Here is a 23,658-nt window from a genome sequence, read left to right as displayed (position 1 = left end):
CTCTACAGCAGGCGGATGCCGTTGCCGATGGCGACGGCGCCGCCTGCGGTCACTTCGGCGTAAACGCCGAGATCGGCATGGCCGAAGGCGGCCATCAGGGTACGCGGGATGGTCATATCGCGCGCCCCGCTCGTCGGATCGACGTCGGTCGCCGGACAACGCGGGATGCGCCTGGCGACGCGGAGTTTGGCGCTGCCGACGGCGATCTCGCGGCCCAGCCAGTCGAATTCCGCCCACGCCGGCAGCCCCTCGACGTAGACGTTGCCGCGAAAGCGGATGGGATCGACCGGCCGGCCGACCACCCGTTCGAGGTCGGCCACGCTGGCCAGATTGATCACCGACACCACCTTTTCGCGGGCGTCCGAGAACATGTGGCCGGGCGCCTCGACCAGTTTCGGCTTGCCCAGCGCCTCGGCCTGCATGAAGGCGGCGAAGAAATCCTCGATGACGGCGCGCCCGACCGGGGTGGACAGCGCGCCCCGCGCCACCCGCTTGCCGCCGCGCCAGATTTCCAGCGTCGTCGTGGCGGCGTCGTAGCGGCTTTGCAGAAGGGCGAGGCGTTCGTTTTTCATCAGCATGAGGAACTGGCGCTTGGGCAGCCACTCGGGGTTGGCCGCGTCGAAGCGGGTGCCGGCGTGGGCCAGGGCGAAACGCCGGTCCTCGGGCAGCCCTTCGCCGGCGGCCAGGGTCACGGTTTGCAACGGCTCGGCGCTTAATCCCTTGACGGGGTAGCGGCACAGGCGGGCGATGCGGGGAAGGGGTGTGTCCTCGGTCATGGCGCCACCTTCCGATGGGCCGGCGGCGCTGTCAACGGGATAGGGCGAAGCGGCCCGGCCGTTCCCATATGACGAAGGAATGTCCCCCGCGACGGAGCCGCCGATGACCCGCTGGACCCGCCTCGCCCCGCCCGCCGTCCTGGCGGCTGCCCTCTCCCTTCTCGCTTTTTTCGCGCGCCCGGCCGCCGCCGAGCCAGTCGACCTCGAACTGGTGCTGGCCGCCGACGGCTCGGGGTCCATCGACGAGGACGAGTTCATGCTGCAACGCCGCGGCTATGCCGAGGCCATCGCCAGCCGGGCGGTGCTGGCGGCCATCACCGGCGGCCGCCATGGCGCCATCGCGCTGGCCTTCGTCGAATGGGCGGCGCCCGACAGCGTGCATACCATCGTCGACTGGATGGTCATCCGCGGGCCCGCCGAGGCCGCCGATTTCGCGGCCCGCCTGATGGCGGCGCCGCGCGTGGCCAGGGGCTACAACTCCATCTCCGAGGCCATCGCCCATTCCACCCGCCTGATCGAGACCAACGCCCATCAGGGCGCCCGCAAGGTGATCGACGTCTCGGGCGACGGGCCGCAGATCAACGGCCGCCCGCTGCCCCTGATGCGGGCCGCCGCGCTGAATGCCGGCATCACCATCAACGCGCTGCTGATCCGCCGGGCGGGAGGGGGCGTGCCCGGTCCGCGCGGCGAGGCCCTGGGCGAGCACTATGCCAACGAGGTCATCGGCGGCTTCGGCGCCTTTCTGATGACGGCGGAGGGCGAGGCCAACTTCGCCGAGGCCATCCGCAGGAAGATGATCCAGGAGATCGCCGACGCCGGCCCGACCGGCGCGCCGCCCGGAACGCCTGGGACCGAGACGGCACGCCTCACGGCACGCCGTCGATGATCGCCCACATATAGAGCGCCAGGACCGAGCGCTGGGGCGCGAAGCGCGCCGCCGTTTTGGCCGGCTGGCGGCGGCCGATGTAGCGCGCGAAGGTCCGGATCACCGCGGCGTCGCCTTCCGGCCAGACATCGACGTCGCGGAAGTAAAAGATCGAGGCCATGTCGCAGGTCCACTGGCCGATCCCCCAGATGGTCTGCAACCGGCGGCCCCGCTCGTCGGCGGTCACGGCGCGCAGCGCCTCCTCGGCCAGCCGGCCCGCCATCGCGGCGTCGCGGATGGCGGTCAAGGCCTTCACCTTGTTGCCGGAGACGCCGCACGCCCTCAGGGCCTGGGCGTTGTCCGCCCGGAAGATTCCCAGAACATCCCCGCCGGCGTCGCGGGGCAGGGCCTCGATGCGGTTCCAGATGACGCTGGCCACCCGGGTCGAAAGCTGCTGGCCGACCACGGCGCGGGACAGGAACAGGCCGAGCCCGTCGTCGCGTCGCTCCGGCCACGCCACCGGGCCGATGGCCGCGAGGTCGACCGCCAGCGCCGGCGAAATCGCTTCCGCCACGCCGACGAAGCGGCGATGGGTTTCCCCGGCGTCGAAAAGTGCAACCGTCATCCCGGCCTCCCGCGATGTGCGCCGTGTCGTTCCGGATTAGGCGATGGGGCGGGGCGATTGCAAGCCGGGGCACCGATGGGCGTTGCGCAACAAAAGATCGCGGCCGCCGATGGCGCCGCGAGGATCGGGAGGGGATGAGGCAAGGATCGGGATGGGACTAGGAGGGCGGGCGGGGAGGCGGGGCGCCCATTGGCTCTGATCTGATGGAAAGCGGTCGTAGCGGCCGCTTTCCGCAGCAGGCTGCCTCCGGAGGCGTCAGATGAAGATCAGGCCGACCATGCAGGAAAGGGTGGAGATCTCGAAGAAGGCAACCATCTCGACGATGTAGTTCATAACCGGTCCCTCGGTTCATTCGTTTGGGGCTGGCGAGTTTATGACATAAAATTACCCATACGAGTTATGCGGAGATCGCGGGGCTGCCGTCTGGAAAGCGCAGAACTCACTGTACCGCGCGGTATAGGCCGATCTCAGCCCATCCCACATGGTGGGATAAAATGGCGTTCCACATCGTGGGATAAGCCCGCCAACACCCCCGCGGACGCAACAAACTTGCGGCCGGTCCCGCCGTCGCGTCATATGGGGGCGGGCGTGGAAAGGGGGATCATGGCGGAAGGGTATGTCGGGCTGTTCCTGTCGGCCTTCCTGGCGGCGACGGTGTTGCCGTTCTCCTCGGAGGCGGTGCTGGCCGGCCTGGCGGTCTCGGGGCATTTCTCCACCGGCGGGTTGTTCGCCGTCGCCACCGCCGGCAACGTGCTGGGCTCGGCGGTCAACTGGGGACTCGGGCGGTATTGTCTGGCCTGGCGGGAGCGCCGGTGGTTTCCCGTCAAGGAACCGGCGCTGGCGCGGGCCACGCGCCTGTTCAACCGCTGGGGCGTCCTTTCGCTGCTGTTCGCCTGGGTGCCGGTCATCGGCGATCCGCTGACCTTCCTGGCCGGCGTCCTGCGCACGCCCTTCCTGGTCATGCTGCCGTTGGTCGCCATCGGCAAGGCCGGGCGCTACGCCGTTCTGCTCGGTCTCATCGACGGCCTGGGCTGAAGCCGCCTTGCGCGGCGGCGGGGCTGTGCCATATTTCAGCAGTGGAAAACGGACGGATCGAGGGGCCGGGCGGGCCGCCCACGACGGGGGCCCCGGAGCCCTGTCGGAGAAAGGTCTGAAGCATGAACTTCGAGAAAATGACCGAACGCGTGCGCGGCTTCGTGCAGTCGGCCCAGACGACGGCGATGCGCATGAACCACCAGCAACTCACCCCGCTGCACGTACTCAAGGTCCTGCTGGACGACAAGGAGGGCATGTGCGCCGGGCTGATCGGCAGGGCCGGCGGCGACGCCCGCCGGGCGCTGGCGGCGACCGACGCCGAACTGGCCAAGCTGCCCAAGGTCGAGGGCGCCGGGGCCGGCCAGATGTACATGGCCCAGGACACCGCGCGCCTGTTCGATGCGGCCGAGCAGATCGCCACCAAGGCGGGAGACAGCTTCGTCACCGTCGAGCGCCTGCTGCTGGCGCTGGCCCTGGCCGCCGGCTCCCCGGCCGCCAAGGCGCTGGCCGACGCCGGCGTCACACCGCAAAAGCTCAACACCGCCATCGAGGACCTGCGCAAGGGGCGCACCGCCACCTCGGCCTCGGCCGAGGAGGGTTACGACGCGCTCAAGAAATACGCCCGCGACCTGACGGCGGCGGCCGCCGAAGGCAAGCTCGACCCGGTGGTCGGGCGCGACGAGGAGATCCGGCGCACCATCCAGGTTCTGTCGCGGCGCACCAAGAACAACCCGGTGCTGATCGGCGAGCCGGGGGTCGGCAAAACCGCCATCGTCGAGGGCCTGGCCCAGAGGATCGTGCAGGGCGACGTGCCGGAGCCGCTCAAGGACAAGCGCCTGATGGCGCTCGATCTCGGCGCCCTGGTGGCCGGCGCCAAGTATCGCGGCGAGTTCGAGGAGCGCTTAAAAGCCGTGCTGCAGGAGATCAATGCCGCGGCGGGGCAGGTGATTCTCTTCATCGACGAGATGCACACCATCGTCGGCGCCGGTTCGGCCGAGGGCAGCATGGACGCCTCCAACCTGCTGAAGCCGGCCCTGGCGCGCGGCGATTTGCATTGCGTCGGCGCCACCACGCTGAACGAATACCGCAAGCACGTCGAGAAGGACGCCGCCCTGGCCCGGCGCTTCCAGCCGGTCTTCGTGCCCGAACCGACGGTCGAGGACACGATTTCGATCCTGCGCGGCCTGCGCGAGAAGTACGAGTTGCACCACGGCATCCGCATCCAGGACGCCGCCATCGTATCGGCGGCCACCCTTTCCAACCGCTACATTTCCGACCGCTTCCTGCCCGACAAGGCCATCGACCTGATGGACGAGGCGGCCAGCCGGCTGCGCATGGAGATCGATTCCAAGCCCGAGGCCATCGACGAGCTGGACCGGCGCATCATCCAGCTCAAGATCGAGCGCGAGGCGCTGAAGAAGGAAACCGACGACGCCTCGAAGGAGCGCCTGAAGAAGCTGGAGAAGGAGCTGGCCAAGCTGGAGGAGGATTCCGCCGCCCTGACCGCCCAGTGGCAGGGCGAGAAGGCGGCGCTGGCCGGCGCCACCAAGATCAAGGAGGAGCTGGACCAGGCCCGCATCGCGGTGGAGAAGGCCATGCGCGAGGGCCGCTACGAGGAAGCGGGGCGCCTGCAATACCAGGTCATCCCCGGCCTCGAGAAGCAGTTGGCCGCCGCCGACGGCGCCGACAAGAGCGGGGATTCCGGGATGCTGGAGGAGGCGGTGACGCCCGAGCACATCGCCTCCATCGTCAGCCGCTGGACCGGCATCCCGGTCGACAAGATGCTGGCCGGCGAGCGCGACAAGCTGCTGGCCATGGAGAAGAACCTCGGCCGCCGGGTGGTCGGCCAGGGCGAGGCGCTGGCCGCGGTGTCGAACGCCGTGCGCCGGGCCCGCGCCGGGTTGCAGGACCAGGCGCGCCCCATCGGCTCGTTCCTGTTCCTGGGCCCGACCGGGGTGGGCAAGACCGAGCTTTGCAAGGCCCTGGCCGAGTTCCTGTTCGACGACGAACAGGCGATGGTGCGCATCGACATGTCGGAATACATGGAGAAGCACTCGGTGGCCCGGCTGATCGGGGCGCCTCCCGGCTACGTCGGCTACGACGAGGGCGGCGCGCTGACCGAGGCGGTGCGGCGGCGGCCCTATCAGGTGATCTTGTTCGACGAGGTCGAAAAGGCCCACCCCGACGTCTTCAACGTGCTGTTGCAGGTGCTGGACGACGGTCGTTTGACCGACGGCCAGGGGCGCACGGTGGATTTCCGCAATACGCTGATCGTGCTGACCTCCAACCTCGGCGGCGAGGTGCTGGGCAACCAGCCGGCCGGCCAGGATTCGGCGGCGGTGCGCGGCCCGGTGATGGAAATGGTGCGGGCCGCCTTCAAGCCGGAGTTCCTGAACCGCCTGGACGAGATCATCCTCTTCCATCGGCTCAGCCGCGACCACATGGACGCCATCGTCGACATCCAGCTGGCCCGCCTGCGCAAGCTGCTGGCCGATCGCCAGATCGCTTTGGACCTGGACGGCGCCGCCAAGGCGTGGCTGGCCGACAAGGGCTACGACCCCAACTACGGGGCCAGGCCGTTGAGGCGGGTGATCCAGCAGTATCTGCAAAACGCGCTGGCCGGCCTCATCCTCGAAGGCAAGGTGGCCGAGGGCGAGACGGTCCACGTCTCGGCCGGCGACGGTGGCCTGGTCATCAACGGGGTCAAGGCGGCGGCGGCCGAGTGATCGGCCGTCCCGCTATTCGTTGTAGGTCAGGCAGCGTTCCCAGCTTTTCGAGCTTTCGGCGATGGCGGCCAGCACCGCCGTCGCGTCCTTGGCGCGGAGGGCCTTGAAGATCTGTTTGTGGTCCTTGAGCGCCACCTTCGGCAGCGTGCGCATGGACGTCTCGATGGCCGCCTCGAACATTTCGAGCAGGGTCTCGCCGACGCGGATCACCATCGGATTGCGCGTCGCGTGCAGGATGGCGCGGTGAAAGGCGACATCGTGGCGGGCGCTCTGCACGCGGTCCTGCAACGCCGCCTCCAGGCGGTCGATGGCATCCTGGATGGCCCCATAGTCCTCGTCGGTGGCGCGGTGCATGGCCATGATGGTGTAGGCGGGTTCGAACATCGAGCGGAAGTCGAGGACGTCCTGGGTCACGCCGCGCGCCAGGATCAGCTGGTAGACCAGGGTGTTGAGCGAGTTCTCGCCGGGCTGGTCGCGAATCACCGTCCCCTGGCCGCGCCGGACCTCGACGATGCCCATCGCCTGCAGCATTTTGACCGCCTCGCGGACGCTCGACTTGCCGACTCCCAGGTTGCGGGTTAACTCGGCCTCCGAGGGCAGGAAGTCGCCGGCTTTCAGTTCCCCGCGGATGAGCGCCTGCTTGATGCGCTCCATGACGAGCACGACGACGGAGCCGCGGTTGACCGGCGCGCTCAGGGAACTGCTGCGAAGCGATTTCTGCATGCGCCCCTTCCTCTCCACATTCATGTCGCGAAGGCCCGGCGGATGGCTTCGCGATCCTCGACGCCGGCGGCCAGCATGACGGCCAGCTTGATGCGCGCCTTGCGGCTGCTGTGGTCGCCGCCGCGCACGGCGCCGCGCGCCTCCAGGTCCATGACCCCGCCGACGAAGTCGTAGACGGGATACACCCGTCCCTGCTCGCACCCGGTCGTGATGACGACGTGAACTCCCCGTTCGGCGGCGCGGCTTACGGAAGGCGCACAGCTTGGCGTCACGTGGCCGCGACCGAGCCCTTCTAGAATAATTCCCCGCGCCCCATTGTCCACCGCGCAATCGACGAACAGGCCGTCGGAATCCAACGCCACCTTGACGATGTCGACGCGCGGCGGCAGCCCCGCCGGCAGGAAGACGTCCTCGTCGACCGGCCGCTGGCGGACGCAGACGTCATCGCGGTCGACGTAGCCCAACTGTCCGAAGCCGAATGCCGTAAAGGCATGGGGATTGAAGGAATGGACCTTCCGCACGTGGCGGGCCGCATAGATTCCCTCGTTGAAGACGACCAGGGCGCCCATGCCCCGGCAGGCCGGGGATGCCGCGGCGAGGATGGAGTGGCGGATGTTGGTGAAGGAATCGGTGCCCAGCTCGGTCGGCGTTCGTTGGGAGCCGGTGACGACGACCGGGCGCGGATCGCCGACCGTCAGGCGCAGGAAATAGGCGGTCTCCTCGAGGGTGTCGGTCCCGTGGGTGACGACGATGCCGGCCACCCGTTCGTCGCTAAGGACGTCGAGGATGGCGGCGCGCAGCGACATCAGCCTGGCGAAGGACATGGCGTTGCTCGGCACCTGGAAGACCGAGCGGACGTCGAGGTCGACCGGCACCGCGAGGTCGCACATGCCGAGCAGCGCCTCGCCGGGCAGGGCACCCGAAGAAAACAGTCCCGTCTCGGCGTTCTCGACGCTGGCGATGGTTCCGCCGGTGGTCAAGACGACGATCTTGTTTTTCATTGTGACTCCTTCGTTTCGTCCCGGCGCGCGCCGGCTTCAGTTGAAAAGCATCAGCAAGCCGGGGAACAGGATGAAGATCAGCAGCATGACGATGTAGACGGCGATGTAGGGCAGAGCCTGCGCCGCCACCGGTTCGACGGGCTGCTTGGCGATGTTGGCGGCGATGAACAGGTTGAGGCCGACCGGCGGCGTAATCTGCCCGACCGCCAGGGCAATGATGGTGAAGACGCCGAAATAGATGGGATCGAGGTTCAGCGCGTTGACGATGCCCATCATGGTCGGCACCAGCAGGACCAGCGCCGCCACGTTGTCGAGGAAGGTGCCGACGACCAGCAGCATGGCCAGTACCAGCAGCATGACGACGTACTGGTTGTCGGTGATGCCGAGGACGAAGTTGGCGAAGTTCTGCGGCACCTGCTCGGCGGTGATGATGAAGCCGAACAGGTTGGCGGTGCCCATGAGGAACATGACCACCGCCGCGTTCTCGGCCGTCGTCTTGAGGATGGCGACCAGCGAGCGGACCGTCAGGTTGCGATAGACGGCGAAGCCGACGATCAGGCCGTACAGGCAGGCCACGGCGGCCGACTCGGTGGCGGTGAAGGCGCCGGAATAAATGCCGCCCAGGATGATCAGCGGCATCACCAGGGCGATCAGGCTGTCCTTGACGACGATCCAGGCGTCGCGCGCCGAGATGGGCGGTTCGCAGGCGAAGTTCCGGCGGCGGGCGATGACGTAGTTCATGACCATCAGCGCGACGGCGATAAGGATGCCGGGGATGACGCCGCAGAGGAACATCTTGCCGATGGAGGTGCCGGCCATGACGCCGAAGATGACCATCGTCAGGCTGGGCGGGATGATCAGGCCGAGGGCGCCGGAGGAGGCGACGACGGCCGCCGAATAGGACGGGCTGTAGCCGCGCTTGACCATCGGCGGAATGAGCACCGAGCCGATGGCCGCGGTGGTTGCCGGCGCCGACCCGGAAATCGCCCCGAAGAAGGCCGACGCGCCGGTCGCCATGTGGGCGAGGCCGCCGGGGAAGCGGCCGACCAGGACGGCCGCCAGGCCGACCAGTTTGTCCGAGATTTTCGCTTCCGCCATGATGTTGCCGGCAAGCAGGAACAGCGGGATGGCCATGAACGCGAAATTGTTCATGCCGTTGAAGATCTTCTGGGGGAGGATGAGGAAGGGGATGTCGCTGCCGATGTAGATCGAGGCGAGGGAGGCGATGCCGAGAGAAATGACGATCGGAATCCCGAGCAGGAGAAGCGCGAAGAAGGACGCGAACAGGATGATGACCATGTCACTTGCCCCCGTGGTCGATGTCATGGCCGCGCCGCACGTCGAGGAGCATCTGCTCGACCACGTAGAGGACGGCGATCGCGCTGCAGAGCGGGATCGACAGAACGACCCAGCCCACCGGAATCCCCGAGGACGGCGAGGTTTGGAGCATGGCGCGATCGGTCAGCGTCCAGCCTTCCTTGCAAAGAATGACGAAGAAGCCGATGACCAGGAGGTAGCCGGTCCAGCGGGCCGTCGTCTGCACGGCACCGGGCAGGCGGTCGACGAAGAAATTGACGCCGATGTGGGTGCGGTGCCGGACGGCGATCGTCGCCCCCAGCATGATGACCCAGGCCATGCAATAGATGGCGAGTTCCTGGGTTGCGCCGAGCGGATCGTTCAGCACGTAGCGGAAGAACACCTGGACCAGGACCAGCACGGTCATCACCGCCAGGAAGGCTGCCGACAGGTTTTGGATGGTCCGGTTGAGAAGATCGAGATGCCGCATGTCTGCCTCCTGCGGGGGTGTCGGCGTCCGGCGTTTTTCGTAAAAGGAGGGCCGTGGGACCAGCACGTACCAAGAGGGGATGGCGGTCCCACGGCAGGTGGCCGGGCGCGCCGGCCGTCGCAACCGTCTTATTTTTTCAGGGTCGCGACGATGTCGTCGATGATCTTGCCGTCGAGCTTGCTTTTGAACTTCTCGTAGACCGGCAATACGGCCTGCTGGAAAGGCTTCTTGTCGACGTCGTTGATCTTCATGCCCTTGGCGGCGATCTCTTCCCACTGCTTCTTTTCAAGGTCGTCGACCATCTTGGTGTGCACGGGCCCCATCTCGCGCGCGGTCTTGAGGATCGCCTCGCGGTATTCCTTGGGCATGCCGTCGAGCAGCTTCTTGTTCATGATGAGGGGGGAGGACAGGTGGATGTGCCCGGTCCGCGACACGAACTTCTGCACCTCGTAGAATTTCTGCGTCAGGATGTGGGCCGGCGGATTCTCCTGGCCGTCCACGGTGCCGAGTTGCAGGGCCGAATACAGTTCGCCGAAGGAAATGACCGTCGGACCGGCCCCCAGCGCCTTGAAGGTTTCGACGAAGACCTCGCCTTCGGGAACCCGGATCTTGATGCCCTTGAGGTCGGCCGGGGCCACGATCGGGCGCTTGCTGTTGGTGATGTGGCGCATGCCGTTGTCCCACCAGCCGATGACGACCGCGCCGTGGGATTCCATCTTGGCCGCCAGCTTGGCGCCGATGGGGCCGTCGAGGATGGTCCGGGCGTCGTCCATGGAGGAGAAGATGAACGGCAGGTTGAGGATGCCCATGTCCGGCACCCAGTTGGAAAGCACGGTATCGGACGTGAGCACCATGTCGTGGGTGCCCATCATGGTTCCCTCGACGGATTCGACCTGCTTGCCCAACTGGTCGGCGGGGAATACCGCGATCTCGACGCCGCCCTTGGTCAGGTCTTTGACCTGCTTGGCGAACATCGTGCAGATGTCCTGGTAGTGATGGTTGGGGGCGCCGGTGTGCCCCAGCTTCAGCTTGTAGGCTTTCTCGGCGGACGCCGTGCCCGCCGCGCCGACGGCGAACCCAACGAGCGCGACCGTGGCGATCAGTTTTTTGAACATAGACGTCTCCTTTTGTTACCGAAATCGCATGTCGACGTGATGGCTTTCGGGCGGGGGAGGCCGCAGTTTGCGAGCCGTCGCCAAACGCCCGGCACCTTCCCAGGACGGCAAGTGTGAAGCCATCGGTCATCAGATGTCAAGACATAGGTCAGCAGATGTCTTATGTCAGTCGGCAGTCCGCGGGGTGCGCGCGGCGGGGCCGCCGCGGGAGCGGGTCGGGGTGTGTTTCGGCGTCGGGCCTTTCAGCCCAGGGCGGCGCGGATGAGGCCGGAAGCGGCGAGCGCCACCAGCAGGCCCAGCGCGGTCCGCCGGTAGGTTTCCGGCGCCGCCTTCAGGAAGTGGCGCTCGCCGGCGGCGATGCCCAACGCCATCGGGATGACGAGCAGGCCGGCGCGGACCAGCTCCTGGACTCCGAGCAGGCCCCCCAGGTGGGCCATGGCGGTGCCGTAGACCGACGTCACGATGGCCAGGAAGATCAGCGTGGCCCGGGCCGCCGCCGCGGCGATCGGCGTGGAGAGCAGGAAAAGCGCGGTCAACTGGCCGCCGAAGGACGCCGCCCCGTTGGCCACCCCGGCCAGCAGGCCGAACCCATAGCCCCAGCGGGTGTCGGGCCGGCCCCGGAAACGGAAACCGCCGAACAGCAGCGCAGTGGTGATCAGCACGAAGATCGAGAGCGCGATGCGCATCGGCCCGGCCGGCACGTAGACCAGCAGCGCCACGCCGGCCGGGATTCCCGCCGCGCTGCCGACCAGCAGGCCACGGGCATAGGTCCAGTCGACGTCCTTCCAGGCCCCCGGCAGCATGCGGGCGCTGGCGGCGATCTCCATGAGCAGGGCCATGGGCACCACCTCGGCCGGCGGCAGCGTCATGGAAAGCGCGAGCACGATGACCGCCGACATGCCGAAGCCGGTGAAGCCGCGCACCAGGCCGGCCACGAGGACGGCGGCGACGGCATAGGCGGCGCCGGCCGGATCGGCGGCGAGGCCGCCCAGGAGTTCGCTCATCCCCACGGCCCCCGGCGGCTCCATGGCCCGCGGCGCAGGCGGACGCCGGATGGGGTGATCAGACGCGAGCGGGGCGGCGGCGGCGAGGCTTGCCACGGCCGGCCGCCCATGGCGGCGACAAGCGCGAGGCCGGCCAGGAAACCCGCGATATGGGCCCACCAGGCGATGCCGCCGGCCCCCGAGGCGGCGTCTATTCCCTGCCACACCTGGAGCGCGAACCACACGCCGGTGAAGACGAGGGCCGGCACCGAGAAGATGAAGGGGATGATGACGATGGGGAAAACCAGCGTCACCTTGGCGCCGGGGAAGAGGCGCGCATAGCCGCCGAGCAGCCCGGCGATGGCCCCCGAGGCGCCCAGCGCCGGCACCGTCGATGAGAGGTTGGCGAGCAGGTGGCCGAGGCTTCCGACCAGGCCGCACAGAAGGTAGAAGACGAGAAACCGCAGCGGCCGCATGCGTCCCTCGACCGGCGAGCCGAACAGCCACAGCGTCCACATGTTGAAGATGAGATGCAACCAGCCGCCGTGCATGAAGGTGTTGGTGAGCAGCGGCCAGTAGTTGGTGGGGTCGAGGCCGGCGTGGCGGGCCAGATCGGCGTTGCCGTAGACCGCCGGCACCAGGGCGTAGGTATAGATGAACTGCATCTCGGCCCGCGGCGACAGGTCGATCTGATAGAGGAAGACCGCGGCGTTGGCGAGGATCAGGCCCACCGTAACGACGGGCATGCGGGCGCCGGGCGCGGTGGTGCGGAAGGGAATCATGGAGCCAATCTAGGGGCTCGGCGCCCGATTGTCAGCGGGCGAGTGGGCGGGGAAGCCCGTTTCGGCGCGGGGGATGCGGAAAAAGCGGCAGGGGGTCCGATCGCCCCAGGACCCGCCTGCCGACTTTTCAAATGGAACGGTTCGGCCGGGCCGCTCAGTCCTTGATGCCGAGAAGCTCGCGGGCGGCCTGCTTTTCCATCTCGGCCAGCTTGGCGACGCGGCGCACGAAGGCGGGGTCGGGATCGAAACGGGCGTCCAGGAAATGACGGACCACCTCTTCCGCCGTCTTGATGCCGATGATCCAGGCCCCGACGCACAGCACGTTGGTGTCGTCGTGCTCGACGCACTGGTGCGCGCAATGGACGTCGTGGCAGAGGGCGGCGCGGATACCCGGGATCTTGTTGGCGGCGATGGAGGCGCCGACGCCGGTGCCGCACACCATGATGCCGCGGTCGGCTTCGCCCCGGCGGACCTGGCCGCACACCGCGTGGGCGACGTCGGGGAAGTCGACGGGTTGGGTGTCGAAGGCTCCATGGTCGGTGACCTCGTGGCCCCATTCCTTGAGCATTTCGATGATCGGTCCCTTCAAGGGGAAGCCGCAGTGATCACCACCAATGGAAATCTTCATCGTCTTTTTTCTCCATGCTAGTCACGAATTGAGGAGCGGGCGTGGATCTCAGCGATCCATCAGACTGGGGAGCCACGTGCTGATTTCGGGAACGAGCGTGATCAGAACCAAGGTGATGACCAGCGGAAAGTAGAAGGGAATCATTTCCCTGATCACCTGCCGGATCGTCACGTTCGCGATGTCGCTGATCAGGAACAGCGAAAGGCCCATCGGGGGCGTTACCAAACCAATCATCAGGTTAAAGATGGTGATCAGCCCCAGGTGCACGGGGTCGATGCCCACGGCGACGAGGGGGCCGGCGATGATCGGCACGATCAGCAGGGTCGCCGTCGTGCTGTCGAGGAACATGCCGGCGATCAAGAGGCCGATGTTGACGATCAGGAGCAGCACGTACTTGTTGTCGCTGATCGAGACCATGAACTTGGCCACCGCCTGCGGCACCTGCTCGACCGAAAGAATCCAGCCGAAGATCGATGCGGCCGCCACGATCAGGAGGATCCCCGCCGAGGCGCGCAGGGTGTCGAGTGCGCATTGCAGGACGTGCTGCCAGGTCAGTTCGCGGTAGGCGAGGCTGCTGACCAGGATGATGTAGACGACAACGACGGCGGCGGCTTCGGTGGGCGTGAACAGGCCGCTCAGCATTCCGGTGACCAGGAACACCGGCGCCAAAAGGGCTGGAATGGCGGGCAAGAATGCGGCCAACAGCGCGCGCCAGGTCGGCCAGCGGGGGGCCCGCGGGTAGCCGCGCTTGAGCGAGATGACTGCGGTCATGGTCATCAACATGGCGACGCAGACCAGCGCCGGCCCGATGCCGGCGATCAGCAGCTTGACCGTCGAGACGCTGGTTACGGTGCCGTAAATGATCAGAGGGATGCTGGGCGGAAAGATCGGACCGACAATGGCGGAGGCCGCGGTCACCGCCCCGGAAAAGGCGGGATCGAATCCCTTTTCGCGCATCGCCTTGATCTCGACCTTGCCGAGGCCGCCGACGTCGGCCAGCGCGGCGCCCGAGATCCCGGCGAAGATCAGGCTGCCGAAGATGTTGACCTGGGCCAGTCCACCCGGAATGCGTCCGACCAGGGTATCGGCGAAGCGGAAGATGCGGTCGGTGATGCCAGAAGAGTTCATCAGGTTGCCGGCAAAGATGAACACCGGAACGGCGATCAGCGGAAACGAATCCATCGCATACAGCATGCGCTGCGCGATCATTTCGATCGTCAGGTCTTCGTAGAGGATATAGCCGATCGACGGCAGCACGATCGACAAGGCGACCGGGAAGCCCAGCACGAAGAGGGTGCAGAACACGCTTATCAGCAAGATCGCCATGATCGCGTTTCCCCCGCCCCTAGTCGCGGCCCGTCGTGGTTTCTTTCCTCGGCGCCAACAGGTACTCGAGGGCCATGAACGCCATGCCCAGCACGACTGGGGCGATGAAGATGTAGAACGGGATCGATAGCGTCGATGTCGTGTTCTCGAGATTTTCCAGCATGGTGACAATCGCCGCCACCGCCACGAAGCCGTAGCCGAACACGGCGGCGGCCTTGATGGCGAGGCGAAGGTACCGGCGGAACGAGGCCGGGAACAGCGCCTGGAACTCCTCCATGGCGATGTGGCCGCCATCGACGACGGCCAGGGGAAGCGCAAGGAAGGTGATGACGATCAGCAGGTAGCGGGCCAACTCGTCGGCGCCGTTGACGGGGGCGTCGAAGAAGGCGCGCATGCCGATCTGAAAGTTCGGCACAAGAATGATCGCGAACAGGCCGGCGACGGTCAGAATCTTGTAGATGCTTCTCAGGCAACGCATGATCGCACCGCTTGCGCAAGAGAATCAGGCGGGGGAAATGGGTTCCCCCGCCCTTGCTTCTACTTTATGGCCTGAAGGCGCTCTATGTATCCGGTCCACTCCGGGAAGTCCTGGTTGACCTGCTTCAGGACCACCTTGCGGAACTCGTCGTTCTTCAGGCCGTCCTTCTCTTCGATGAACTTGGTGCCGGCGGCCTTGATCTTTTCCTTGATCTCCGCTTCCGACTTCTGTTCCCAGGCCAGGGACGTGGCCGCCATGTCCACCGCCACGCCCTCGATGATCTTGCGGTCGGCCTCCGGGATCTTCTGCCAAGCCTTTTCGTTGACCCATACCGACAGCACCGACTGCATGTGCGCCGTCATCATGATGTGCGACTGCACTTCATGGAACTTCTGGGCATAGATGTTGCTGAGCGGGTTCTCCTGGCCGACCACCAGGCCGGTGGCCAGCGCGGTCGGCAGTTCGGTGATCTCGACCGGCGTCGGGATGGCGCCCATGCCGGTGATCATCGAGATCCACAGCTTAAGGGGCACGGCGCGGATCTTCTTGCCCTTGACGTCCGCGGGCGAATAGACCGGGAAGTTCGCCGACAGCTGGCGCGCGCCGCGATAGCAGCTGCCGAGGACGCGCAGTCCGCCTTTCTCGATCAGCTGCTTGTTGAGTTCCTGAAGCACGTCCGAAGTCGACGGCTGGGTCGCCTTCACCGCGTGCGCGGCGTCGCGATAGATGTAGGGCGCGTTGAACACGGACATGTCGTTGAGGATCTTGCCGAGCGAGGCGAAGTCGTGATGGGCCATCTGGATCGTGCCCATCTTGGTGCCGTCGACCATCTCGGAGAGATTGCCGAGCTGGGAGTTCGGGAAGACCTGGATCTTGACGCGGCCGGCGGTACGCTCCCCGACCAGCTTGGCGAATTCGGCGGCGTAGCGGGTCTGCGGCTCGCCTTCGACGCCGACGTGGGCGTAACGGAGCGTGACTTCCGCCTTGGCGATGCCGCCGGCCATGAGAAGGCCGGCCGCCGTTGCGGCGGCGAACGGGAGAATTGAGGTCGTTTTCATTTGACACACCTCACCCTGTTGTCTCTCTTTGATTTGAAAACATTTTCGTTTTCCGCCGCTTCTTTGACGGCGTTTGCCGGGGCCGGCGTCGGAAGCGCCGGCCCCGGTGTTCCTCGTCAGTCGGAGGCGCGGACCGGCGCGGGTTGGCGCCCACCGTTCTCGACCAACTCCTCGTAGCCTTGCGGAATCTGGATGTGACGCCGCAGTTCGGCGTCGGCGGCGTCCTCGTCGCCGGCGATCAGGGCGTCGAGCACCAGCTTGTGCGCCAGCGGCATGACGTTCTGCACCTCGGGCCGATCCTTGATGGCCTGGCGACGGACGGCGTGGTCGCGGCGCAGAAGCGGTTGCAGCGCGTCGTAGACGAACAGCATGACGTCGTCGTGGCTGGCCTCGACAAGGGTGCGGTGGAAGGCGAAGTCGGCATCGGCGCCCTTATCGGGATCGGACGCCGTAGCGGTGATGCGGTCGAGGGCGTCGCGAAGGCGTTGAATGTCCTGCGGGCGGGCGGTCCGACAGGCGATGCGGATCGCCTGGCACTCGATGGCCTCGCGGGTGACGAGGGCGCTTTGGTACATGTTCGGCTGCAGCGCCAGCATGACCGAGAAGAATTCGCGCAGCACGGTCGCGTCGGGGTTGCGCACGTAGGTTCCCTGCCCGGGGCGGATGTCGATCAACCCCAGCAGGGCCAGGGCGCGCATGGCCTCGCGCAGGCTCGGCCGGCTGACATCCAGGACCTGCGCCAGTTCGCGTTCCGACAGCAGCCGGTCGCCGGGATGGATGACGCCGTTGGCCAGTTGCCCGGTGAAAAACCGGAAGATGTCCTCGAAGACTTGCGTCTTGGCCTGGGCGACGATGGCTCGTCCGTCCGCGACACAGGATTCCATGGGTGCATTCTCCTTCGACGGGCTTTCGAACGCCTCGGACAGTTCGCGAACTTACTCTGGACAGGTCGTGGTCTGACCACAGTATGGAAACAAGAACGCCGACGAGTCAACCGTCTGCGAAAAAGAGGGAGGGCGGTTTAAGGGGAGCGCCCCGAAAACCGCGCCCCGGGGGGATAAAACCCACCCGGGGCGCGCGTATCGGTGTCAGCTAGTCGGCGGTGGCGATGGCCTTGCTGTCGACCAGCTTGGCGAATGTCCGGTCGACGTCGGCGCGAACCGCCAGAAAGCGCTCCAGCTGCTTGCCGGCCAGTCGTTCGCCAGCCGGCATTTTGACACTGAGCGGGTTGGTGTGGAGGCCGGCGCGCAGGATTTCGTAGTGCAGATGCGGGCCGGTCGAACGGCCGGTGGTCCCGACGTAGCCGATGACCTGACCCTGGCGCACCCGATTGCCGGAGCGCGCGATGGTGGCGAAACGGCTGAGATGGGCGTAGGCCGTGGAGTAGTCGGAGTGGTGGCGGATGCGGATGTAGTTGCCGTAGGCGCCGTTGCGCCCGGCCATCTCGATGCGCCCGTCGCCGGCGGCGTAGATGGGCGTGCCGGGAGGCGCCGCGAAGTCCACGCCCTTGTGCATCTTGGTATAGCCCAGGATGGGGTGGGTGCGTTTGCCGAAGCGCGACGACAGCTTGGCGCCGTCGATGGGCGTGCGCAGCAGGGCCTTGCGCGCGCCCTGGCCCTTCTGGTCGAAATAGGCGACGTCGCCATTGGTGGTCTGGAAGCGATAGATGGCGTGCGGCGTGCCCGAAAGGGTGAGCTTGGCGTAAAGAACGACGCCTTCGTGGACGGCCAGGCCGGCGTCGTTCCAGGTCCGCTGCCACATGACCTCGAAGGTGTCGCCCGGCAGGATGTCGCGCTGGAAGTCGACGTCCCATGAAAAGGCGCGGATGATTTCGAGCAGCACCGGAACCGGCACCCCGGCCCGCTCGCCGTCGACGAACAGGCTATTGTCGATGGTGCCGGTGGCGCGGGCGGGGCCGCGGGTCAGCGCCTTCTCGATCTCGGTGGCCGTAAAGCCGCCATTCTCGGTGCGCGCCACCTCGACCTCGCGGGCGAAATCGGGGGCCATGGTGAAGCCCAGGAAATCGCCCGGACGGTCGTCGCCAAAAGCGCGTTCGAACATCAGCGACACTTCATGGCCGGGGCGGATGCGCCGGGGATCGAAGACCTCGCGCAGCGCGTCGGCGGCGGCGACCGCGTCGCTGCGATCGACGCCCGCCTCGACCAGCAGCCCGGTCAGGGTGTCGCCGCTCTTGGCGCGAATCGGTTGACGGTAGCGGAGCGGGTCGCCGGCGGTGATGGATTCCTGGGGGGTGGCCGGCGGGTGAAGGGTGAGGGCCGCGGCGGCGGCCGGATTGCCCAGCGAAAAGGGGGCGGCGGCGAACATGAACGAGGAAAAACCGTCGGAATCGACGTCATCCATGGTGCCGGTGGGGGGGGACAGCAGGTGCGCCGAAAGCAACGCACAAGACAGCAAGGCCGCGGTGGCTAGGATACCTCTCAAGAGCATCGGGTTCTCAGTTCCGTTGTTTTAGGTGGCGTCTCCCCTGGGGGCCCCGATTTCCGGGCATACAACCTCTAGCGCCTGTAGCCCTTTTCCCGCTGCCCCCAAGATGTCGGGCTTCCATTTTCCTGTCAAGCCGTTTCCTCATGATTCTTCATTTGAAATCAAAGCTATGCGACATACCTTAAAATTCGGTTGACCGTTCGCGCCCGGCCTTCATTTTGTGGCCCCGCCCCGTCGCTTTTCGGGCGGATCGCCCATTCCGCGAGGAGAGGAGGGATGGCTTCCTGGAAAATCCCGGCCGCCGGCCATTTAGCCGCTTTTCTGGCTTTCGCCCTGGTGGGTGGCCTGTCTCCAACGATGGCCGCCGCCGACGGCACCGGGAAAAATCGCCTGGTCGGCGGCTTTTTCATCCATGACCGCGGCCCGGCCGCGGACCGCCACGAAGACGGATTCGACCTCAACCTCGAGGCCCAGTTCGCAGCGCCCGAATGGGACCCGTGGCAATGGATCGGCTCGCCGCGGCCCCATGTCGGCGCGACCCTCAGCCTGAACGGCGAGACCAGTCTTTTGTACACCGGCCTCACCTACGAGGCCGATCTGGCGAGCCGTCTCTTCGCCGCCGCCCACGGCGGGCTGGCGGTGCACGACGGCATGCTGCACCAGGACGATGCCGACCGTTGCGCGGCGGCGAGCGATTGCGGGTTCGGTTCTCGCGTCCTCTTCCGGGGAGGCCTGGAACTGGGGGTCAGGATCTCCGAGAAAGCCTCGGTATCGCTGCTGTGGGACCACGTGTCCCATGGCCAGGTCCTGGCCTCCGAAAACGAGGGAATCGATCACGTCGGCCTGCGCTACGGCATCGGCTTCTAGCCGCCGATGACAGGACGGGAACGCCACTCTAGAATCGCACAGGTCATTATTTCGGGGACACCATACTTAATTCGCCTTTCTTCGCCCTGGGCAGCGACGAAACCTCTTGTGAATTAAGTATGGTGTCCCCGAAATCAGGGGAGGCCTGAGATGTCGACGGAAGCGACCGCCGGGGAGGCGCCGCCCGACCCGCCCCGGGGGGTTCACCCAGCGGGCCAGGCACGGCCGTGGTGGAATCTCTTTCCCGACATTCCGGTGCGTTGCCGCGAACAGGCCCCCGGCGAAGCGCCGCGGTATGCCAGGCGGCGCTTCGGCGGCGACACGCGCGAACTGTCCGGCGCCTTTGGCGACCTCGGCACCTTCATTCCCCACATCGTCGGCGCGATCACCGTGGTCGGCATGGCGCCCACCGGCATGTTCCTGTCGTTCGGCCTGTTCTATCTTTTCAGCGGCGCCTTCTACGGCTTGCCGATCCCGGTGCAGCCGATGAAGGCGGCCTCCGCCGTCGTCCTCACCCAGCACCTGCCGCCGGCGGCGATCGCCGGGGCCGGGCTGACCGTCGGGGCGCTGCTGCTTATTCTCGGCGTCACCGGCATCATCGCCCGCCTGGCCCGCCTGCTGCCGGCCACGGTGGCGGCCGGGTTGCAACTGGGCCTCGGCCTGGCGCTGGCGCTTCTCGGCATCAAGCTGGCGATGGCGACGCCCTGGCTGGGCGGCCTTGTCTGTCTTCTTCTCTTGGCGCTCCTCGGCGCCCGGCGGTGGCCGGGGGCGCTTCTCGCGCTTGCCGCCGGCATCGCGCTGGGCCAGATCGCCGGGGTGTCGCCGCCGCTGCCCGCCCTCACCTTCGGCCTGCATCTGCCCGCCCTGATCATCCCGACCTGGGGCGAGGTGTGGCAGGGGTTCGTCGCCGCCACCATACCCCAGCTGCCCCTGACGCTGACCAACGCGGTGATCGTGACGGCGGCGCTGACCCGCCAGTTGTTCCCCCGCGAGGTGCACCGGGTCAACGAAACCACGCTTTGCCTGACCAGCGGCATCGCCAACCTTCTGGCGGCGCCGTTCGGCGGCTATCCCATGTGCCACGGCGCCGGCGGCCTGGCGGCGCACCACCGCTTCGGGGCGCGCACCGCCACGGCGCCGGCCGTCATCGGCATCGTCATGGTGCTGATCGGCGTCTTTTGCGGCGATCAGGCGCTGGCCCTGGTGCGGGTGGTGCCCGAGGCGGCGTTGGGGGCGCTCCTTTTGTTTTCCGGCATCGACCTCGCCCAGGCGGCGAAGCCGCAGCGGTTCGAACGGGCCGAGCTTTTCGTCGTGCTGTTGATGGCGGCGCTCAGCATTGCCCTCAATCCGGCGGCGGCCTTCGCCCTCGGCCTGCCGTTGGCGGTGCTGGCCCAGAAAGGCCGGCTGAACCTGTAGGCCGACCCGCCGTCGCCGCCCTCAGCGGTGCTCGATGCGTTGGATGAATTCCCCGAGCACGATGCGATAGAGGTCGTCCTTGAGCACCACGTCCTCGACGCCGCGATCGAGGTTGGGGTTGTCGTTGATCTCGATGACGAAGACCCCGTCCTTGGTCTGCTTGAGGTCGACGCCGTAAAGGCCGTCGCCGATCAGCCCGGCCGCGCGCAGCGCCGCCGCGACCACCTCCTTGGGGGCGTCCTCGACCGCCATGGTCTTGAAATCGCCTTCGACGTGGCGGCCGTCGGCGGTGTGGTTGACGATCTGCCAGTGGCGGCGCGACATGAAGTACTGCGAGACGAACAGAGGCTTGCGGTTGAGCACGCCGACCCGCCAGTCGAACTTCGTATACATATATTCTTGGGCGAGGATGAGGTCCGACTTGCGGAACAGCTCCTTGGAGGTGGCCAGCAGTTCCTCGCGGTCGGCCACCCGGTGGACGCCGCGCGAGAACGAACCGTCGGGGATCTTGAGCACCACCGGGTAGCCAAGGCGCGTCTCGCAGTCGAGCACGTTGTTGCGGTTGGTGATCAGCGTCTTGGGGGCCGGCAGGTTGTTGGCGTGCAGCAATTCGGCAAGATAGACCTTGTTGGTGCAGCGCAGGATCGAGGTGACGTCGTCGATGACCGGCATGCCCTCGGCCTCGGCCCGCATGGCGAAGCGGTAGGTGTGGTCCTTGAGCGTCGTCGTCTCGCGGATGAAGAGGGCGTCGAATTCGGCCAGGCGCAGGAAGTCCTTGCGCTGGATCAGCTCGACGCCGATGCCCAGCGCGGCGCCGATCGAGGTGAACTTCTTCAAGGTCGCCTGCGAGGACGGCGGCAGGTGTTCGTGCGGATTGTGCAACACGGCCAGGGTGTAGCGCGGCGAGGTGCGGGCCCGCGGCGGTCGCCAGCCCGAGCGGGTGTAGGCCTCCATGGCGGCCAGGAAGAAGTCGAATTCCTCGGGGCTCAGCTCGCCGGCCGTCGCGATGTCGATCTCGGCGACGTGCCAGTGCGGGTTGGACACCACGCGCACGGTCATCAAGGGCGCGCGGAAGCGGTCGAACACCCGACGGGCGAAGTCGCGGAAGCGCGAATCCCGGGTCTGGCCGAAGATGACGGTCAGCGAGAAGGCGGCGCGCGGCTCCTGCGCCAGCTTCTCCAGCGTCTTGGCCAGGGCGGCGTCGATCTCGGGGAGCGCGCCGGCGTACAGGGCCTTGCGCGACAGCTCAAGGATGGTCTGCACCGTGGGGATCACCCGTTGGCCCCGGGCCTCGGCCAAAAGCGAGCAGTAGTAGCCGGCTTTCATGTATTCGAACTGGCCGCTCAGGTTGACCACCTTGTTGGCCCGCCCCCCGTATTTGGCGGCGCCGGTCACGTACTCCCGCGCGGTCACGGCGGCGCCGGTGGCCTCCGCCCAGCCGCGGTCGGCGGCGCTTTCGACGATGACGATGTGGTGCGTCATCCCGTTTCCTTTTTCTGGCGGATGATGACGGCGGCGCGCAGGCCGGTATTGCCGTAGCGGGCCATGCGGTCGAACTCGGCGTGCGCCACCGGCACGTTGACGGCATCGGTCTCGGTGCCGTGCTCCCCGAAATCGACGTAGGGATCGTGCAGGTAGACGAAATGTTCGTCGTGGCCGGTCAGCACCACCCAGTGGGGCACCTTTTCGCCGTACAGGCGATAGGAACTGATCAGCACCACCGGGACGGCCCCGGCGTCGAGGAACCGCAGCAGGCGGCGGCGGGTCGGCGGCTGGTTGATCATCTTAAGCCCGACCTCGGCGGCCTCGCGCCGGAAGTCCTCGTAGACCAAGCGGATGACGTCGCGCTTCTCGGCGCTGCGTACCGAATCGATGAACAGCGGCCCCGAGCGGCTCAGGTGGACCTCGACGTCGAAGCCGCGCCGCATGGCGGCCAGGCCCAGCCCGACCGGGCCGCAGCCGCCGTGGCCGGCGGCCATGAAGACGGTGGTCGATTCGCGCCACAGCCGAAGCTCGAGGTTGCGGCTGAGCGGGAAGGTGGGATTGAGCGCCTTCATCGCCATCATCAGGGCCGCCGATCCGCAGGTGAATTCCAGGGTCTGGGCATAGTAGGGGACGCGGCTCAGGCCCGGCTGGTCGCCGCCGGCCAGGGTCTTTTCCATGCGCAGCGCGTCGCAGCCGTCCTCGTAGTAGCGAAGGATGCGGCCGATCTCGCGGTAGCCTTCCCGCCGGTAGAGGCCGATCGCCCGGGCGTTGTCGGTGCGCACTTCGAGGCGCATGACGGCCCGCCCATCGGCCAGCGCGCGGGACTCGGCCTCGCGGAGCAGGGCCAGCCCGACGCCAGCGCCCTGGCGGGCGGGATCGACCGCCATGGAATAGACTCGGGCCAGCGAGGTGCGGCCGTGCAGAAGGACGACGACGTTTCCCACCGCCTTGCCGGCCTGCTCGGCCACCAGGAAGATGGCCCGCGCGCGCGTCAATAGATAATGCAGTGTGCGCCGCGAGAAGCGGTCGCTGGCGAAGGCGGCGTACTCGATGCGCACGAGGTCGGGAAGGTCGGAAAGAATGGCCGGCCGGATCGCCGCCGGCAGGGCGCCGGCATCGGACGGCCGGCGGAGAGGGGAGGAAAGGGCGCTTTTGCTCATGATGCCGAGGCCGCCTTTCACCTGCGCGCCCCCAGGGACGCGAAGCTTCTATGTTAGCGCGAAGCGGCCCCGAGGAAAGGCCTGATCGACGGCCTGCGCGGATTCGCCGGCAAGGCCGTCTCAAGGCCGCCCGGCCGGCCTCCGAAGCGGCCCTCTCCGGGGGCGGCGCGGCCGGATTTCCCGGCCTCTCCGGGCCCTGTAAAAAAAGTGCAAGAAAGGTTTGACAGCGTGGGGGCAACTCCGTATAAACCGCCCACCGCGCGAGACGCCGGGCCCGACATCGGGTTCAAAAACCGGCCCTCGCCGTTTCGTTCTTTGACATAGTTGGATATTGAAGGGATACGCGGGCGGCGGTCTTGGGTCTGGCTGTGAGAGGCT

General features: G+C 66.9%; 22 protein-coding genes. 5 read left to right on the top strand and 17 right to left on the bottom strand.

What is annotated here, in order from left to right; genetic code table 11:
• Positions 1-2 precede the first annotated feature (2 nt).
• Positions 3-776, bottom strand: a complete 774-nt coding sequence (locus ODR01_RS21440; protein WP_316979752.1) for an MOSC domain-containing protein — start codon at positions 774-776, stop codon at positions 3-5.
• Positions 777-879: 103 nt separating this feature from the next.
• On the opposite strand from ODR01_RS21440, the gene ODR01_RS21435 reads away from it, so the two are divergent.
• A complete protein-coding gene (locus ODR01_RS21435; protein ID WP_316979751.1) occupies positions 880-1,662 on the top strand; it encodes a DUF1194 domain-containing protein in 783 nt (260 codons plus the stop codon).
• Here ODR01_RS21435 and ODR01_RS21430 read toward each other — a convergent pair.
• On the bottom strand, positions 1,643-2,266 hold the full coding sequence (locus tag ODR01_RS21430; RefSeq protein WP_316979750.1) for a DNA-3-methyladenine glycosylase family protein: 624 nt from the start codon (positions 2,264-2,266) through the stop codon (positions 1,643-1,645). The two genes, ODR01_RS21435 and ODR01_RS21430, sit on opposite strands and share 20 nt — an antisense overlap.
• 603 nt (positions 2,267-2,869) lie before the next feature.
• Here ODR01_RS21430 and ODR01_RS21425 point away from each other — a divergent pair.
• Together ODR01_RS21425 and clpB are read left to right on the top strand one after the other, a co-directional pair.
• A complete protein-coding gene (locus ODR01_RS21425) occupies positions 2,870-3,301 on the top strand; it encodes a YqaA family protein (RefSeq protein ID WP_316979749.1) in 432 nt (143 codons plus the stop codon).
• Positions 3,302-3,423: 122 nt separating this feature from the next.
• On the top strand, positions 3,424-6,027 hold the full coding sequence (clpB, locus tag ODR01_RS21420) for an ATP-dependent chaperone ClpB (protein WP_316979748.1): 2,604 nt from the start codon (positions 3,424-3,426) through the stop codon (positions 6,025-6,027).
• A 12-nt stretch (positions 6,028-6,039) separates the two neighbouring features.
• Here clpB and ODR01_RS21415 read toward each other — a convergent pair whose 3' ends face one another.
• The 13 genes from ODR01_RS21415 to ODR01_RS21355 all read right to left on the bottom strand — a co-directional run bounded on the left by ODR01_RS21415 (position 6,040) and on the right by ODR01_RS21355 (position 18,355).
• Positions 6,040-6,750, bottom strand: a complete 711-nt coding sequence (locus tag ODR01_RS21415; protein ID WP_316979747.1) for a FadR/GntR family transcriptional regulator — start codon at positions 6,748-6,750, stop codon at positions 6,040-6,042.
• A gap of 20 nt (positions 6,751-6,770) precedes the next feature.
• Positions 6,771-7,751 carry an asparaginase gene (locus ODR01_RS21410; RefSeq protein ID WP_316979746.1) on the bottom strand — a complete coding sequence of 327 codons (981 nt, stop codon included), beginning with the start codon at positions 7,749-7,751 and terminating at the stop codon, positions 6,771-6,773.
• 36 nt (positions 7,752-7,787) lie between these two features.
• On the bottom strand, positions 7,788-9,077 hold the full coding sequence (locus ODR01_RS21405) for a TRAP transporter large permease (protein WP_316979745.1): 1,290 nt from the start codon (positions 9,075-9,077) through the stop codon (positions 7,788-7,790).
• Entirely contained in the window at positions 9,052-9,537 is a 486-nt protein-coding gene (locus tag ODR01_RS21400; RefSeq protein WP_316979744.1) for a TRAP transporter small permease, read from the bottom strand. The genes ODR01_RS21405 and ODR01_RS21400 overlap by 26 nt, the downstream gene beginning before the upstream one ends.
• A gap of 128 nt (positions 9,538-9,665) precedes the next feature.
• On the bottom strand, positions 9,666-10,652 hold the full coding sequence (locus tag ODR01_RS21395; RefSeq protein ID WP_316979743.1) for a TRAP transporter substrate-binding protein: 987 nt from the start codon (positions 10,650-10,652) through the stop codon (positions 9,666-9,668).
• A gap of 242 nt (positions 10,653-10,894) precedes the next feature.
• Positions 10,895-11,656 carry a sulfite exporter TauE/SafE family protein gene (locus ODR01_RS21390; RefSeq protein WP_316979742.1) on the bottom strand — a complete coding sequence of 254 codons (762 nt, stop codon included), beginning with the start codon at positions 11,654-11,656 and terminating at the stop codon, positions 10,895-10,897.
• Positions 11,653-12,417 carry a rhomboid family intramembrane serine protease gene (locus ODR01_RS21385; RefSeq protein ID WP_316979741.1) on the bottom strand — a complete coding sequence of 255 codons (765 nt, stop codon included), beginning with the start codon at positions 12,415-12,417 and terminating at the stop codon, positions 11,653-11,655. The genes ODR01_RS21390 and ODR01_RS21385 overlap by 4 nt, the downstream gene beginning before the upstream one ends.
• A 154-nt stretch (positions 12,418-12,571) precedes the next feature.
• Positions 12,572-13,045 carry a ribose 5-phosphate isomerase B gene (gene rpiB, locus ODR01_RS21380; RefSeq protein ID WP_316979740.1) on the bottom strand — a complete coding sequence of 158 codons (474 nt, stop codon included), beginning with the start codon at positions 13,043-13,045 and terminating at the stop codon, positions 12,572-12,574.
• A gap of 48 nt (positions 13,046-13,093) precedes the next feature.
• Positions 13,094-14,371 carry a TRAP transporter large permease gene (locus ODR01_RS21375; RefSeq protein WP_316979739.1) on the bottom strand — a complete coding sequence of 426 codons (1,278 nt, stop codon included), beginning with the start codon at positions 14,369-14,371 and terminating at the stop codon, positions 13,094-13,096.
• A 19-nt stretch (positions 14,372-14,390) separates the two neighbouring features.
• The gene (locus ODR01_RS21370) at positions 14,391-14,849 is read right to left on the bottom strand and encodes a TRAP transporter small permease (RefSeq protein WP_316979738.1); all 459 of its coding nucleotides are present in this window, start codon (positions 14,847-14,849) and stop codon (positions 14,391-14,393) included.
• A gap of 59 nt (positions 14,850-14,908) precedes the next feature.
• Positions 14,909-15,907, bottom strand: coding sequence for a TRAP transporter substrate-binding protein (locus ODR01_RS21365; protein ID WP_316979737.1), 999 nt, complete (start codon positions 15,905-15,907; stop codon positions 14,909-14,911).
• 116 nt (positions 15,908-16,023) lie between these two features.
• Positions 16,024-16,791 carry a FadR/GntR family transcriptional regulator gene (locus tag ODR01_RS21360; protein ID WP_316979736.1) on the bottom strand — a complete coding sequence of 256 codons (768 nt, stop codon included), beginning with the start codon at positions 16,789-16,791 and terminating at the stop codon, positions 16,024-16,026.
• Between the two features lie 208 nt (positions 16,792-16,999).
• The gene (locus tag ODR01_RS21355; protein WP_316979735.1) at positions 17,000-18,355 is read right to left on the bottom strand and encodes a peptidoglycan DD-metalloendopeptidase family protein; all 1,356 of its coding nucleotides are present in this window, start codon (positions 18,353-18,355) and stop codon (positions 17,000-17,002) included.
• 273 nt (positions 18,356-18,628) lie between these two features.
• Between ODR01_RS21355 and ODR01_RS21350 the strand changes: the two genes are divergently transcribed.
• Positions 18,629-19,219: an acyloxyacyl hydrolase gene (locus ODR01_RS21350; RefSeq protein WP_316979734.1), complete on the top strand. Its 591-nt coding sequence runs from the start codon at positions 18,629-18,631 to the stop codon at positions 19,217-19,219.
• Positions 19,220-19,369: 150 nt separating this feature from the next.
• Positions 19,370-20,635: a putative sulfate/molybdate transporter gene (locus ODR01_RS21345; RefSeq protein WP_316979733.1), complete on the top strand. Its 1,266-nt coding sequence runs from the start codon at positions 19,370-19,372 to the stop codon at positions 20,633-20,635.
• Positions 20,636-20,656: 21 nt separating this feature from the next.
• Here the strand turns inward: ODR01_RS21345 and ODR01_RS21340 are convergent, their stop codons facing one another.
• Together ODR01_RS21340 and ODR01_RS21335 are read right to left on the bottom strand one after the other, a co-directional pair.
• Complete coding sequence (locus ODR01_RS21340; protein WP_316979732.1) at positions 20,657-22,117, bottom strand: RimK family protein; 1,461 nt, start codon at positions 22,115-22,117, stop codon at positions 20,657-20,659.
• The gene (locus tag ODR01_RS21335) at positions 22,114-23,280 is read right to left on the bottom strand and encodes a peptidase C39 family protein (RefSeq protein WP_316979731.1); all 1,167 of its coding nucleotides are present in this window, start codon (positions 23,278-23,280) and stop codon (positions 22,114-22,116) included. Before ODR01_RS21335 ends, ODR01_RS21340 begins: the two co-directional genes overlap by 4 nt.
• Between the last annotated feature and the right edge of the window lie 378 nt (positions 23,281-23,658).

Source organism: Shumkonia mesophila (assembly GCF_026163695.1).
Classification (GTDB): domain Bacteria; phylum Pseudomonadota; class Alphaproteobacteria; order Rhodospirillales; family Shumkoniaceae; genus Shumkonia; species Shumkonia mesophila.
This window is presented reverse-complemented; position numbering and strand designations above follow the sequence as displayed.

Excerpts from the sequence above, each read along its gene's own strand:
- ODR01_RS21440 (WP_316979752.1), bottom strand. The coding sequence starts at position 776 with ATGACCGAGGACACACCCCTTCCCCGCATCGCCCGCCTGTGCCGCTAC.
- ODR01_RS21435 (WP_316979751.1), top strand. The coding sequence starts at position 880 with ATGACCCGCTGGACCCGCCTCGCCCCGCCCGCCGTCCTGGCGGCTGCC.
- ODR01_RS21430 (WP_316979750.1), bottom strand. The coding sequence starts at position 2,266 with ATGACGGTTGCACTTTTCGACGCCGGGGAAACCCATCGCCGCTTCGTC.
- ODR01_RS21425 (WP_316979749.1), top strand. The coding sequence starts at position 2,870 with ATGGCGGAAGGGTATGTCGGGCTGTTCCTGTCGGCCTTCCTGGCGGCG.
- clpB (WP_316979748.1), top strand. The coding sequence starts at position 3,424 with ATGAACTTCGAGAAAATGACCGAACGCGTGCGCGGCTTCGTGCAGTCG.
- ODR01_RS21415 (WP_316979747.1), bottom strand. The coding sequence starts at position 6,750 with ATGCAGAAATCGCTTCGCAGCAGTTCCCTGAGCGCGCCGGTCAACCGC.
- ODR01_RS21410 (WP_316979746.1), bottom strand. The coding sequence starts at position 7,751 with ATGAAAAACAAGATCGTCGTCTTGACCACCGGCGGAACCATCGCCAGC.
- ODR01_RS21405 (WP_316979745.1), bottom strand. The coding sequence starts at position 9,077 with ATGACATCGACCACGGGGGCAAGTGACATGGTCATCATCCTGTTCGCG.
- ODR01_RS21400 (WP_316979744.1), bottom strand. The coding sequence starts at position 9,537 with ATGCGGCATCTCGATCTTCTCAACCGGACCATCCAAAACCTGTCGGCA.
- ODR01_RS21395 (WP_316979743.1), bottom strand. The coding sequence starts at position 10,652 with ATGTTCAAAAAACTGATCGCCACGGTCGCGCTCGTTGGGTTCGCCGTC.
- ODR01_RS21390 (WP_316979742.1), bottom strand. The coding sequence starts at position 11,656 with ATGAGCGAACTCCTGGGCGGCCTCGCCGCCGATCCGGCCGGCGCCGCC.
- ODR01_RS21385 (WP_316979741.1), bottom strand. The coding sequence starts at position 12,417 with ATGATTCCCTTCCGCACCACCGCGCCCGGCGCCCGCATGCCCGTCGTT.
- rpiB (WP_316979740.1), bottom strand. The coding sequence starts at position 13,045 with ATGAAGATTTCCATTGGTGGTGATCACTGCGGCTTCCCCTTGAAGGGA.
- ODR01_RS21375 (WP_316979739.1), bottom strand. The coding sequence starts at position 14,371 with ATGGCGATCTTGCTGATAAGCGTGTTCTGCACCCTCTTCGTGCTGGGC.
- ODR01_RS21370 (WP_316979738.1), bottom strand. The coding sequence starts at position 14,849 with ATGCGTTGCCTGAGAAGCATCTACAAGATTCTGACCGTCGCCGGCCTG.
- ODR01_RS21365 (WP_316979737.1), bottom strand. The coding sequence starts at position 15,907 with ATGAAAACGACCTCAATTCTCCCGTTCGCCGCCGCAACGGCGGCCGGC.
- ODR01_RS21360 (WP_316979736.1), bottom strand. The coding sequence starts at position 16,791 with ATGGAATCCTGTGTCGCGGACGGACGAGCCATCGTCGCCCAGGCCAAG.
- ODR01_RS21355 (WP_316979735.1), bottom strand. The coding sequence starts at position 18,355 with ATGCTCTTGAGAGGTATCCTAGCCACCGCGGCCTTGCTGTCTTGTGCG.
- ODR01_RS21350 (WP_316979734.1), top strand. The coding sequence starts at position 18,629 with ATGGCTTCCTGGAAAATCCCGGCCGCCGGCCATTTAGCCGCTTTTCTG.
- ODR01_RS21345 (WP_316979733.1), top strand. The coding sequence starts at position 19,370 with ATGTCGACGGAAGCGACCGCCGGGGAGGCGCCGCCCGACCCGCCCCGG.
- ODR01_RS21340 (WP_316979732.1), bottom strand. The coding sequence starts at position 22,117 with ATGACGCACCACATCGTCATCGTCGAAAGCGCCGCCGACCGCGGCTGG.
- ODR01_RS21335 (WP_316979731.1), bottom strand. The coding sequence starts at position 23,280 with ATGAGCAAAAGCGCCCTTTCCTCCCCTCTCCGCCGGCCGTCCGATGCC.